The organism is Streptomyces koelreuteriae, assembly GCF_018604545.1.
Classification (GTDB): domain Bacteria; phylum Actinomycetota; class Actinomycetes; order Streptomycetales; family Streptomycetaceae; genus Streptomyces; species Streptomyces koelreuteriae.
Genome location: NZ_CP075896.1, coordinates 937,545 through 949,953 on the forward strand (window position 1 = coordinate 937,545; position 12,409 = coordinate 949,953).

The following is a 12,409-nucleotide window of genomic DNA, read 5'->3' on the forward strand; positions in this document are numbered from 1 at the left end:
TGCGGTACCGGAGGTGCGGGGGCCGCCTGCCGTGTGGTGCTGGTGATCGAGCATCACGCCGCCTCCTCGAACTCGAAGAGGTGACGTGGGCGGGGCCGGCCCAGGGCGCCCAGCACGGCGTCCGCCGCGCCGACGCCGCTGCGGACCGCACTCTCCATGGTCGCGGGCCACCCGGTGGCGGTCCACGCTCCGGCCAGGTAGAGGCCGGATGCCTTGGTGCGGGCGCCGGGCCTGAGGCGCCCGACGCCGGGGGTGGGAGCGAAGGTCGCGGTGCGCTCCCGGGTGACGAAGAAGTCCTTCACCTCGGCGCCGCGGGTCAGGGGCAGCAGCCGCTCCAGCTCGGGCAGATACCGCTCGCGCAGCACGGCCACGGGCTCGTCGATCTCGTCCTGGGCCGCCGACTGGGACAGGGCGAGGTACTGCCCCTCGCGCAGCCCGGACGCCTCGGTGCGGTCGAAGACCCACTGCACCGGGGAGCCGAGGGCGGTGAAGAAGGGCTGGGCGAGCACCTTGCGGTCGTACACCACATGGACGTTGAGGATCGGCGCGGTGCCGATCTCCAGAAGCCGCTCGGGGGCGTCCAGGGCGCCCTCGGGCAGCAGGTCGTAGGCCTCGCGCTGCGGTACGGCGAACACCACGGCGTCCGCCTCCAGCGTCTCGCCGGGCACCTGGACGCTCCACCCGCCGTCCGCGTTCTCTACGACGGAGGTGACTCGTGTCCGGATCTCGGTGCGGACGCCCGCGGAGTCGAGGGCCTTGCGGGCCAGCCGGTCGTGCAGCTCGCCGAGCGGGACATGGGCCCAGCCGATGTCGGCCGCGCCCGGGTCGGAGAGCAGTCCGGTCTTGAACACCATCGCGGCGAGCCCCAGGGAGGCGTCGCCCGCGACCGCGTTGAGGGTGGCGACCCCGACGAGATCCCACAGGGCCTCGACGGCACGGGCCGACTGGCCGTGCGCGGCCAGCCAGCTGCCGAAGTCCTGCGCGTCCAGCGCCGGATCGGCGAGGTCGAGTCCCTTGAGCGCGAGCGCGGCCCGGCCCACCTTGGCGCGGTCGGCGAGCGAGAGGTGCGGGTAGGTGGCGAGGCTGCGCCCCAGATGCAGAGGCACGGGCAGCGCGTCACGCCGCAGCCTGCCGAGCCGGCGTCCCTCGGGCCGCGCGACGTCCAGGACGGGTACGTCGAGCCGGTCCTGCAACGGAGCCAGCGCCGCGCCCTCGATGCGGTCGAGGAACCAGCGGTAGGCGGTGCAGCAGCGCAGGTACACATGCTGGCCGTTGTCGACGGTCAGCTCACCGCGCTGGAAGGAGAAGGCCAGTCCGCCGAGGCGCGGCCTGCCCTCCAGCAGCGTGACACGCACTCCGGCGTCGGCGAGCGCGAGCGCGGTGGTGACACCGGCGAGCCCACCGCCCACCACGACGGCATGCCGCCCGTCCGCGACCGGCCCCTGGGACCGCGTGCCGTGGGTCATCGCGCACCCTCCCCCGCGCGGCGGCCGTGCGGCTCGAACGACGCACGGCCGACCATCTCAGTCAGGGACGCCGCCCCGCGCCGGAGGGTTGCCCACCGCTTGTCTCCGACGGTGGGGCGGAGGGGGGCGTCGTAGCCGCGCCCTGCTGCCGCCGGCGCTCCGGCGTGACCGCCCGGCCCGGCGCCGAGGACCGCGGCAGATCCCCGGCGGCGGCGCGGGGAAGGCCCCGGCCGGACCTCCCGGCAGGCACGCGGAGCGCGCGCCGCGACGCCGAAGCCGCCCAACCCGTCGCGGGTCCCCCGGCAGGCACGCCGAGCGCATGCGGGTGTGCCCGTCGACGCTGGACGGCAGGCGTGTGCCTCGTCGTCGGTGGTCTCCCCCTGGCCCCGTTCCTCCCTCACGCACGCCTCCTGACGGCCCGTCGCGTCGCGTGCCGGGCGTCGAGGCCGGACAGGCCGCGTACCGCGACGTAGGCCTTCTCGCGGCCGGGGAGGGAGACGCGGCCGCGCAGGACGGCCTCCGGGTCGCGTTCGATGCGGTCGAGGAGGCGGCGGTAGATGCCGGCCATGGCGGCGACACAGGCGCCGCTGCGGCGGTCGAGCATGGGGAGCAGCCGGTAGCCCTCGGCGAAGAGGGCGCGGGCCCGTCGTACTTCGAAGTGCACGAGGCCCGCGAAGTCGGAGCCCTCCGGTGGCTTCGGTCCGCTGAAGCCGGCCGAGCAGCCGAACTTGGCGAGGTCGTCGGCAGGCAGGTAGGTGCGCCCGCCCACGGCGTCCTCGCGGATGTCCCGCAGGATGTTGGTGAGCTGGAGCGCAAGACCGAGCGTGTCGGCATACTCGGGCGCGCGGTCGACGCCGCGCGCCCCCGGCTCGGTGCCGAACACACCGAGGGAGAGACGCCCGATGGCGCCCGCGACACAGCGGCAGTAGATCTTCAGGTCGTCCCAGGTCTCATAGGTCTCGCCGCGGACGTCCATCAGGACGCCGTCGATGAGCTCGTCCAGGCCGCCCAGAGGGATCGGAAAGGCCCCGGCGGCATGTGTGAGGGCGACGGCGACGGGGTCGATGTCGTCCTCGTCGACCTCACCCGCACGGATCCGGGTGAGCAGCGCCCGGGTCTCCTCCATCCTCGCGACCTTGACGTCGTGGGCGAGCTCGCCGTCACCGATGTCGTCGACCCGCCGCGAGAACGCGTACAGCGCCGACATCGCGCGGCGCTGAGGCGTCGGCAGCAGCCGGATGCCGTAGGCGAAGTTACGGGCCTGCCGCCCGGTGACGGCCTCGCAGTAGCTGTAGGCGGCGAGTACCGGTGGGGACGCGTGTGGTTCCGACTCCACGGTCCGGATCACCCCTCTCCTCGCAGAGTCACGCCCACCTCACGCAGCAACCGGACCTTGCCGGGCTTGGGCGGGCCGGGAAGTACGTCGTATTCGGCGGCGGCGATCGCGTGGACGGCCGCCCTTCCCCCCGCCACGAACCCCGCGAGCAGCAGCTTCAGCCTGCCGTGGACGCTACCCACCAGGGGGGCGCCTTCATTCAGGAGATCCCGGGCCCTTCGCGCTTCGTACGCAATCAGCGCACGGACCGACGCTCCGGCGGATTTCGTGGCGAGATCCGCCTCCTGGACGTGAAAACGCTTCAGGTCGGCGGCGGGCAGGTAGACACGGTCACGGCCGAGGTCCTCGGCCACGTCCTGGAGGTGCTCGACGAGCTGCAGGGCCGTGCAGATCATGTCGGAGCGGCGGATCCGCTCGGGCGTCGAGGTGCCGGTGACGGAGAGGACGAGCCGGCCGACGGGGTTGGCCGAGAGCTCGCAGTAGGCGAGCAGGTCGTCATAGGTCTCGTACCGGCTGACGAGCTGGTCCTGGCGGTTGGCGGCGATCAGGCCGAGGAACGGCTCGGGGGTCAGCGAGCAGCGCCGCACGGTCGGCTGGAGACGGCGCAGCAGGGGGTGGCGCGGGGTCGAGTCGAAGACCCTGCGCAGATCGGCTTCGAAGGCGTCCAGCAGGACCAGCCGGTCCTCGGCCTCCTGCGGGGACACACCGAGCAGCCGGGCGTCGCCGCCACCGGGGGCGAGGTCGCCGTCGCCGATGTCGTCGACCAGGCGGGCGAAGCCGTAGACGGCCATGAGGTCGGTGCGCCAGGCCCGGGGCAGGAAGAAGGGGGCCACGGGGAAGTTCTCGCCCGCGGCCTTGTCGAGGGTGCCGCGCTCCGGGTCGAGGGCGCGCGCCGTGCCGGTTCCCGTCACCGCCGGCTGCCCGGCGCGGGGACGGCACGTGCTGCGTGGAGCTGGGGAGTATCCGTAGCCATCGCCGTCACATCTCCCGTTCTACACTGCCGACCCAATACACACTATTTCGGACACGCCGCCCAGCCGTCCGCACGGCTGCCCGACGGGCGGTGTCGCGCATTATCGCCCTGATTGCCGTGTTTCGGGACCTGTACAGCTTACGTTGTACAACGTGTCGCGGTCCGCCAGGGTGTCCCGCACATCACGAGAACACACCGATTGGCCCCAAGCTTCCTGAGATGGACCGGAGTTGACGTTTCCTTTGCAGACGCGGGGCCCCGCCGTAACAGTTGCGGCGGGGCCCTGGCCGATCCGGTCTACTTGCCCGTGAACTTCTCGTACTCCTTGAGCACCTCGTCGGTCGGGCCGTCCATCCGCAGCTCACCGCGCTCCAGCCACAGGACGCGGTTGCAGGTGTCGCGGATCGACTTGTTGTTGTGGCTGACCAGAAACACCGTGCCGGCTTCCTTGCGCAGCTCCCGGATGCGGTCCTCGGAGCGCTTCTGGAACTTGCGGTCGCCGGTGGCGAGGGCCTCGTCGATCATCAGGACGTCGTGGTCCTTGGCCGCGGCGATGGAGAAGCGGAGCCGGGCCGCCATGCCGGAGGAGTAGGTGCGCATGGGCAGCGTGATGAAGTCGCCCTTCTCGTTGATGCCGGAGAAGTCGACGATCTGCTGGTAGCGCTCCTTGATCTCCTCGCGGGACATGCCCATGGCGAGCCCGCCCAATATGACGTTCCGCTCGCCGGTGAGGTCGTTCATCAGGGCCGCGTTGACGCCGAGCAGCGAGGGCTGGCCGTCGGTGTAGACCTTGCCCTGCTCGGCGGGGAGCAGACCGGCGATGGCGCGCAGCAGGGTCGACTTGCCGGAGCCGTTGGAGCCGATCAGGCCGATGGCCTCGCCGCGGTAGGCGACGAAGGAGACGCCGCGCACGGCGTGCACCTTGCGCACGCCCCGTGCCGCGTCGTCGGAGCCCCGCTTGAGGATGCGGCTGAGGGCGGCGGTGGCACTGCCCTTGCCGCTCTTGGCGCCGTTGACGCGGTAGACGATGTGCAGATCGTCCGCGACGACGGTGGGGATCCGCGCTTCCTGCTTCTGCTCAGCCACGGCCGTACCTCTCCTCCGCCTTCCAGAAGTACACGAAACCGCCGACGGCGATCAGCACGGCCCAGCCGCCCGCGGCCGCCCAGACGTGGTCGGGCAGGTACTGGGAGCCGTAGTCGTCGATGAGGGAGAAGCGCATCAGGTCCATGTAGATCGCGGCCGGGTTCCACTGCAGGACGTTCGAGATCCAGGCCGGCTTGGACTCGAGGAAGATCGGGATGGAGAACATCACCCCGGACGCGTACATCCACGTCCGCATCACGAACGGCATGAGCTGCGCGAGGTCCGGGGTCTTGGCGCCCGCCCGGGCCATGATCAGCGCGAGGCCGGTGTTGAAGCAGAACTGCAGGACGAGCACCGGCACGATCAGCAGCCAGGACAGGTCGGGGTAGTGGCCGAAGCCGATCGTGATGGCGAACAGCACGATCATCGAGAACAGCAGCTGCTGGAGCTGCTGCAACGCGAAGGAGATCGGCAGGGAGGCGCGCGGGAAGTGCAGGGCGCGCACCAGGCCGAGGTTGCCGGAGATCGCGCGCACGCCCGCCATCACCGAGCTCTGCGTGAAGGTGAACACGAACACGCCCGTGACCAGGAACGGGATGTACACCTCGCGGCTCATGCCCCGGTCGGCTTCCAGGAGCATGCCGAAGATGAAGAAGTACACGGCCGCGTTCAGCAGCGGTGTGGCCACCTGCCACAGCTGGCCGAGCTTGGCCTGGCTGTACTGGGCGGTCAGCTTCGCGCGGGAGAAGGCGAGGATGAAGTGCCGCCGGTCCCAGAGCTGACGGACGTACTCGATGAGGGACGGCCGGGCGCCGCTGACGCTCAGCCCGTGCCTGGCGGCGAGCTCCCTCGCCGTGAGTCCCTCGTCGGGCGCCTCGGACGCGCTCACCGCGACCGGGGCATCGTGCGTTGTCTCACTCACTAGTGGAAACTTTCGTCTTCGAGATGCTTGGCCTGTGCGGGCCTGCATGAGCCGGGGGCCAGGGTACGGCCCGGGTGCTCCCGGATACTCCCGGATACGAGCTTGTCAGATGACGGGGGGCCGGCCCAGCCGGGTCAGCCGCCACACCGTACGCCACTTCATGGGCCGGCGGGGTCCGCACGGGGTCGTCCAGCCTTCGCGGAATCCGCCGAACCAGGCCCGCAGGGCGGGGCGGGAGGGGCGGCGCAGCAGGGTGAGCAGCAGCCACACGCCGAGATAGACCGGGACGAGCGGTGCGGGGAGGTTTCTGCGGGCCAGCCAGACGCGGTTGCGGGCGACCATGCGGTGGTAGACCGCGTGCCGCGAGGGGGCGGTCGTCGGGTGGTAGAGCACCATGTCGGAGCGGTAGTCGATCATCCAGCCCGCGTCCAGGGCCCGCCACGCCAGGTCGGTTTCCTCGTGGGCGTAGAAGAACTCGTCCGGGAGTCCGCCGACGTCGGCGAAGACCCGGGTGCGGACGGCGTTGGCGCCGCCGAGGAACGTGGTGACGCGCGAGGAGCGCATCGGGTCGGCGGCGCGCAGCCGGGGCACGTGGCGGCGCTGGGTGACGCCGGTCTCCGGGTCGGCTATGCGGAAACTCACGATGCCGAGCTTCGGGTCGGCCTCGAAGGCCTTCCGGCACAGCGCGGCGGTGTCGTGGCTCGCGAGCAGCCCGTCGTCGTCGAGGAACAGCAGGATGTCGACGTCCCGGCCGGCCGGGCCGAAGGCCTCGATGCCGACGTTGCGGCCGCCGGGGATGCCGAGGTTCTCGGGCAGCTCGATGGTGCGGACGCCCTCGGGGACGTCCGGGACGGGCGAGCCGTTGCCGACGACGACCACCTCGACCGCGTCGCCGTCCTGCCCCGCGACCGAGTCGAGGAGGGCACGCAGCTCGTCGGGGCGGTTGCCCATGGTGATGATGACGGCGCCGACCTTCATGCCGCTCACTTCAGCCTGCTCGAAGCGAGGATCGACACGAGGTGCAGCAGGGTCTGCACCAGCGCGATGCCGGCCAGCACGGCCACGCCGAGCCGCGAGAAGAACAGGTCGCCGCGGGCCTGGTCGACGATCGCCAGCACCAGGATCAGCAGGGACGCCTCGATGCCGAGGATCAGCCGGTGGAACTTCAGGGCGCCTGCGGCCCTGCGGGCCAGCGCCATGCCGGAGGAGCGCATCTCGGAGGCGGCCTCCTTGACCGGCGGCTTTCCGGCCTGGTGCCGGGCGACGCCGACGAGGTCCGTCTCGGCCTTGATCAGGATGGCGCCGAGGGCGGCCAGGGTGCCGAGGAAGGCCCACAGCCAGTCGATCCGGCCGCTGCCCCACAGGTCGGCGGCGCGCAGACCGAAGCCGACGAGCACGGCGGCGTCGGTGAGGTAGGCGCCGACCCGGTCGAGGTAGACGCCGTTGAGCGAGTACTGCTTCTTCCAGCGCGCGATCTCGCCGTCGACGCAGTCCAGCAGGAGATACATCTGGACCATGACGACGCCGAGCACCGCGCCCGCGATCCCCGGCACCAGCAGGGCCGGGGCCGCGAGCACGCCGAAGACGGTCATCAGGTAGGTGAGCTGGTTGGGCGTGACCCTGGTGTTGACCAGGTAACGGTCGACCCGCAGGGACACCTCACGCATGTAGAGGCGTCCCATCCAGTGCTCACCGCTGCGCCGGTCCTTCACCCCCGCGGGGTGAACGACGGGGCGGAGTTCAGCTACCGATGGCCTTGACATAGTCGGCGTAGATGTCCTTGATCTGTTCGGTGTTCAGGTCGAGGTGTTCGATGATGGTGTAGCGGCCGGGCCGGGTCTCCGGGGCGAATTCGACGGCCTTGACGAACTCGTCCGTCGTGAAGCCGATCTCGTCCGGCAGCACGGGCAGACCGTGCCGGCGCAGCACCTCGGCCATGTAGGCCGACTCTTCGTGGGCTCCGCGCAGGTACATCGCGAAGGCCGCTCCGAGGCCGCACTGCTCGCCGTGGGCGGCCGCGCGCTTCGGGTACAGCAGGTCGAAGGCGTGGTTGATCTCGTGGCACGCCCCGGAGGACGGCCGTGAGTCGCCCGACACCGACATGGCGATGCCGCTGAGGACCAGTGCCTCGGCGAGCACCTGGAGGAAGTCGTTGTCGCCGATGCCGCCGGGGTGCCGGAGCACGGCCTCGCCGGCCTGGCGGGCCATCGCGGCGGCGAGTCCGTCGATGCGCTCGCCCTTGACCCGGTTGGCGAGCTCCCAGTCGGCGATCGCCGAGATGTTGGAGATCGCGTCACCGATGCCGGCGCGGACGAAGCGGACCGGGGCCTCACGGATGACGTCCAGGTCGATGACGACCGCGATCGGGTTCGGCACGCCGTAGGAGCCGCGGCCCGCGTCGTTGTCGAGGGTGGCGACCGGCGAGCACAGGCCGTCGTGCGCGAGGTTGGTGGGTACGGCGACCAGCGGCAGGCCGACGCGCGCCGCGGCGAACTTGGCGCAGTCGATGATCTTGCCGCCGCCGAGCCCCACGACCGCGTCGAAGTGGCCGGCCTTTATGTCGCTCGCCAGCCGGACCGCGTCGTCGAGGGTGCCGCCGCCGACCTCGTACCAGGTGGCGCCGGGCATGCTCGGCGAGATCCGCTCGCGCAGCCGGGCGCCGGAGCCACCGCTGACGGCGACGGCGAGGCGGCCGGACTGCGAGATGCGCTCGTCGGCGAGGACGCAGGCCAGGTCGTCGAGGGCACCCGGGCGGATGTCCACGACGAGCGGGGAGGGGATGAGCCGGGTCAGTACTGGCACGCGATCTCCCGTCCGCGGGCGAGATCGTCGTGATTGTCGATCTCCACCCACTTGACGTCGCCGATCGGCGCCACGTCGATACGGAAGCCGCGGTTCACGAGCTCCTGGTAGCCGTGCTCGTAGAACTGCTGCGGGTCGGTCTCCCACACGGTCTTGAGCGCGTCGGCCAGCTCGGAGGCGGCGTCGCCCTCGATCAGGGTGACGCCGATGTACTCGCCGGTGGCCTCGGCGGGGTCCATCAGCTTGGTGATCTTCGTCATGCCCTTCGCGGGGTCGACGACGACCTTCATCTCCTCCTCGGCCAGGTCCTTGACCGTGTCCAGGGCGAGGATGATCTTCTTGCCGTCGCCGCGGGCGGCGAGCAGCGTCTTCTCGACGGAGACCGGGTGGACGGTGTCGCCGTTGGCGAGGATCACGCCGTCCTTGAGGGCGTCACGACCGCACCACAGGGAGTAGGCGTTGTTCCACTCCTCGGCCTTGTCGTTGTCGATGAGGGTGAGCTTGACGCCGTACTTCGCCTCCAGCGCTTCCTTGCGCGCGTACACGGCCTCCTTGCGGTAGCCGACGATGATGCCGACCTCGGTGAGGCCGACCTCGGCGAAGTTGGCGAGGGTGAGGTCGAGAACCGTGGGTTCGCCCTCTATGCCCGCGGGACCCACCGGCACCAGAGCCTTGGGAAGGCTGTCGGTGTAGGGGCGCAGACGCCGTCCGGCGCCGGCCGCCAGCACGAGGCCGATCATGCGGGTTCTCCTTCATCGTGTACGGCGGGCGCCCCTGCGGACACCCAGAAGCGGATGCTCTCCAGGAGCACCACCAGGGCCACGGCCACGGCCAGAGCCGTGAGCGCGACTGTGAACTGCGAGGCGGTGAGCAGCGCGGCGAGGACGGTGACGAGCAGCGTCCGTCCCTCGTGCCCCCCGATGGAACGCACCAGCCAGGCCGGGGACGCTCCGGCGTTGCCGCGGATGCGGTACACCGTGTCGTAGTGATGGTAGGCGACCGCGGCCACCAGCCCGAAAGCCGCAGGAAGGGCTCCGTTCACGTCCGCCTCGGCGGCGAGGACGAGGACGGTGCCGTACTCGGCGGCGCGCAAGAGCGGCGGGACGAGCCAGTCGAGGGCGCCCTTGAGGGGGCGGGCGACGGCGAGGCCCGAGGTCAGGACGTACACGACGGCGGCGACGATCGCCCAGGGTCCGCCGAAGCCGGTCAGGGCGGCCGTGAGGACGACGGCGAGGCCGCCGAGGAAGGCGACGACGGGGGCCGTGAAGCCCGGCAGCCCGCGGGCGGGCTTCTTGAGCGCCTCGGCGAGGCCCTGGGCGAGCGGCCCGCTGTCCGCGAGGTCGGCCAGCGCCTGCGCCGCCCGGTCGGTGCGGCGGGCCTTGCGGGTCAGGGAGCGCAGCACCCGGCCCGCCGTGGTGTAGGTCGCCGCGAAGGCGCAGCCGATGAGCAGCGCGTAGAAGGTGATGCGCGGGGTCGTGGCCGCCGTGAGGACCGCGATCATCGCCCAGCGCTCGCCGATGGGCAGGACGATCATCCGGCGGACCCAGACCGTCCAGCCGACGCTGTCGAGCTTGCCGGAGAGGGCGGCGGTGGGGCTGGTGTTGGCGGTGGCGTCGTGGTTGGCCTCGTTGAAGGAGAAGTCCACGACGTGCCGGCAGGTCTGCAGGACCATGGCGCCGAGCGCGAGGGCCCAGACGTCGTCTCCGCCGCGGGCGGCTCCGAGGGCGAGACCGGCGTAGTAGGCGTACTCCTTGGCCCGGTCGAAGGTGGCGTCGAGCCAGGCGCCGAGCGTGGAGTACTGCAGGGAGTAGCGGGCGATCTGGCCGTCGACGCAGTCCAGGACGAAGGACGCGATCAGCAGGACGCCGGCCGCGACGAAGCCGCCGCGGGTGCCGGTGGCCGCGCAGGCCGCCGCTATGAGGGCGGTGATGAGCGAGGCGGTGGTGACCTGGTTCGGGGTCAGGCCGCGGCGGGCGCACCAGCGGGCGATGTAGCGGGAGTACGGGCTGATGCAGTAGGTGGTGAAGAAGCCGTCGCGGGACTTCACGGCCGACTTCAGGCGTACGGCCTCGTCGTCGACGGTCGTCAGCGCCTGCCGTGCCTCGTTGCGGGCCTGCGGGTCGGCGGGGACGACGGCGACGAGGCTGCCCAGCTCGGGGCGGTGCACCTCGGTGCCGTCGCTGTCCAGGGCGGTGAGGATGCGGTCGGCGAGGCTGTCGACCAGGGTGGTGCCGCCGCCCGCGGAGTTCTCGCGGGCCATCGCCCGGGTGAGGGCCTGGCGGCCGGCGGGCTGGGCGGTGACGGCGCCGGGGATCGCGGCGAGCGGGAAGCGGGGGTCGGTGAGGCCGAGCCGCAGCGCGTGCACATGCCCCACGAACCGGGCGTCGACCAGGGCGACCCGCTCCTCGCCCGGCACCGCGGCGAGCAGGGTCTCGGCCTCGGCGGTGTCGGCCGCGCTCCGCACGTCGAAACCGAGTGACCGCAGATCGGCCTCGATCGACGATCCGGGGACCGGCTGACCGGTGAGGATGGCGGTCGACAACCGAATTCACTCCCTGGTACCGACGCGTCCGCGCCAGTGCTGTGCTGGGTGGGGGCGCCCGCTCCGGTGGCTCCCGGGCGGCATGTCGGCAGAGGCTATCGGATACCGGGAAGGCCACGTTCACCGCCCGTTGGGCGGATCGATCAACGTGGTTCGCACAAGTCTCTGCCGCGATCATCATCGTGGATCCGGGGCCCGCCCCACAAACCGCGCTCCCCAGACCGGACATCGGGGACATTGCGTGGGGCCCGGTCGTGGCGGCATAGGGTGAGCGACCATGACTTGGCTGATCACAGGCGGGGCCGGCTACATCGGGGCACATGTGGCGAGGGCCATGACCGAGGCCGGGGAGCGCGTCATCGCGCTGGACGACCTCTCGGCCGGGGTGCCCGCGCGGCTCCCCGCCGACGTGCCGCTCGTGGAGGGGTCGTCTCTCGACGGTGAGCTGCTTGAACGGGTGTTCGCCGAGCACGGTGTGACGGGTGTGGTGCATCTCGCGGCGCGCAAGCAGGTCGCCGAGTCCGTCGCGCAGCCGACGCGGTACTACCGGGAGAACGTCGGGGGCCTGGCGACCCTGCTGGACGCGGTCGCCGGGGCCGGCATCGAGCGCTTCGTGTTCTCCTCGTCGGCGGCCGTCTACGGCGACCCGGGTGTGGACCTCATCACGGAGGACACGCCCTGCGCGCCGGTGAACCCCTACGGCGAGACCAAGCTCACCGGTGAGTGGCTGGTGCGGGCGGCGGGCCGGGCGCACGGGATCTCCACCGTATGTCTGCGCTATTTCAACGTGGCGGGCGCCGCCGCACCGGAGCTGGCTGACACGGGCGTCTTCAACATCGTCCCGATGGTCTTCGACCGGCTGACGCGCGACGAGGCGCCGAGGATCTTCGGCGACGACTACCCGACCCCGGACGGCACCTGTATCCGTGACTACATTCACGTCGCCGACCTGGCCGAGGCTCATCTCGCGGCGGCCCGGCGGCTCGCCGGCGGGGACGTCACGGGCGATCTGACGGTCAACATCGGCCGCGGCGAGGGCGTCTCGGTGCGCGAACTCATCACGGTCATCGGCGAGGTCACCGGCGACCGGCGGGCGCCGCTCGTCGAGGAGCGCCGCCCCGGGGACGCCCCGCGGGCGGTGGCCTCGGCGGCCCGGGCGGCCGAGGAACTCGGCTGGACCGCGCGGCGCGGGGTACGCGAGATGGCCGAGTCGGCATGGCGCGGCTGGCAGCTGCACCACGGCTCCTGATGCCCTGAGGGCGCCCTGACCTGCGCATCGTTT

General features: G+C 71.6%; 12 protein-coding genes. 1 reads left to right on the forward strand and 11 read right to left on the reverse strand.

All coding sequences use genetic code 11. The features are described 5' to 3' along the window. Positions 1-53 precede the first annotated feature (53 nt). The 11 genes from hpnE to KJK29_RS04240 form a co-directional block, all read right to left on the reverse strand. Entirely contained in the window at positions 54-1,466 is a 1,413-nt protein-coding gene (gene hpnE / locus KJK29_RS04195) for a hydroxysqualene dehydroxylase HpnE (RefSeq protein WP_215117288.1), read from the reverse strand. Then, complete coding sequence (locus KJK29_RS39340) at positions 1,463-1,867, reverse strand: DUF6380 family protein (protein ID WP_370869114.1); 405 nt, start codon at positions 1,865-1,867, stop codon at positions 1,463-1,465. Before KJK29_RS39340 ends, hpnE begins: the two co-directional genes overlap by 4 nt. Beyond that, entirely contained in the window at positions 1,864-2,814 is a 951-nt protein-coding gene (gene hpnD, locus KJK29_RS04200) for a presqualene diphosphate synthase HpnD (protein ID WP_215117290.1), read from the reverse strand. Before hpnD ends, KJK29_RS39340 begins: the two co-directional genes overlap by 4 nt. Next, positions 2,811-3,713, reverse strand: a complete 903-nt coding sequence (gene hpnC / locus KJK29_RS04205) for a squalene synthase HpnC (protein WP_215117292.1) — start codon at positions 3,711-3,713, stop codon at positions 2,811-2,813. Before hpnC ends, hpnD begins: the two co-directional genes overlap by 4 nt. A 359-nt stretch (positions 3,714-4,072) precedes the next feature. Next, entirely contained in the window at positions 4,073-4,861 is a 789-nt protein-coding gene (locus KJK29_RS04210) for an ABC transporter ATP-binding protein (protein ID WP_215117294.1), read from the reverse strand. Then, positions 4,854-5,783: an ABC transporter permease gene (locus KJK29_RS04215; RefSeq protein ID WP_215117295.1), complete on the reverse strand. Its 930-nt coding sequence runs from the start codon at positions 5,781-5,783 to the stop codon at positions 4,854-4,856. Before KJK29_RS04215 ends, KJK29_RS04210 begins: the two co-directional genes overlap by 8 nt. 105 nt (positions 5,784-5,888) lie before the next feature. Then, positions 5,889-6,761, reverse strand: a complete 873-nt coding sequence (locus tag KJK29_RS04220) for a glycosyltransferase family 2 protein (protein WP_215124141.1) — start codon at positions 6,759-6,761, stop codon at positions 5,889-5,891. A gap of 5 nt (positions 6,762-6,766) precedes the next feature. Then, complete coding sequence (locus KJK29_RS04225; RefSeq protein ID WP_215117296.1) at positions 6,767-7,546, reverse strand: CDP-alcohol phosphatidyltransferase family protein; 780 nt, start codon at positions 7,544-7,546, stop codon at positions 6,767-6,769. Then, complete coding sequence (locus KJK29_RS04230; RefSeq protein WP_215117297.1) at positions 7,524-8,585, reverse strand: iron-containing alcohol dehydrogenase family protein; 1,062 nt, start codon at positions 8,583-8,585, stop codon at positions 7,524-7,526. Before KJK29_RS04230 ends, KJK29_RS04225 begins: the two co-directional genes overlap by 23 nt. After that, the gene (locus KJK29_RS04235) at positions 8,573-9,325 is read right to left on the reverse strand and encodes a phosphocholine cytidylyltransferase family protein (RefSeq protein ID WP_215117298.1); all 753 of its coding nucleotides are present in this window, start codon (positions 9,323-9,325) and stop codon (positions 8,573-8,575) included. Before KJK29_RS04235 ends, KJK29_RS04230 begins: the two co-directional genes overlap by 13 nt. Then, complete coding sequence (locus KJK29_RS04240) at positions 9,322-11,127, reverse strand: DUF5941 domain-containing protein (RefSeq protein ID WP_215117299.1); 1,806 nt, start codon at positions 11,125-11,127, stop codon at positions 9,322-9,324. The genes KJK29_RS04235 and KJK29_RS04240 overlap by 4 nt, the downstream gene beginning before the upstream one ends. A 277-nt stretch (positions 11,128-11,404) precedes the next feature. On the opposite strand from KJK29_RS04240, the gene galE reads away from it, so the two are divergent. Continuing rightward, complete coding sequence (gene galE / locus KJK29_RS04245; RefSeq protein WP_215117300.1) at positions 11,405-12,376, forward strand: UDP-glucose 4-epimerase GalE; 972 nt, start codon at positions 11,405-11,407, stop codon at positions 12,374-12,376. Positions 12,377-12,409 lie beyond the last annotated feature (33 nt).

Bases quoted from the DNA above. Each gene is read 5' to 3' on its own strand.
- KJK29_RS04235 (WP_215117298.1), bottom strand. From the start codon at position 9,325: ATGATCGGCCTCGTGCTGGCGGCCGGCGCCGGACGGCGTCTGCGCCCC.
- galE (WP_215117300.1), top strand. From the start codon at position 11,405: ATGACTTGGCTGATCACAGGCGGGGCCGGCTACATCGGGGCACATGTG.
- hpnE (WP_215117288.1), bottom strand. From the start codon at position 1,466: ATGACCCACGGCACGCGGTCCCAGGGGCCGGTCGCGGACGGGCGGCAT.
- KJK29_RS04225 (WP_215117296.1), bottom strand. From the start codon at position 7,546: ATGTCAAGGCCATCGGTAGCTGAACTCCGCCCCGTCGTTCACCCCGCG.
- KJK29_RS04220 (WP_215124141.1), bottom strand. From the start codon at position 6,761: ATGAAGGTCGGCGCCGTCATCATCACCATGGGCAACCGCCCCGACGAG.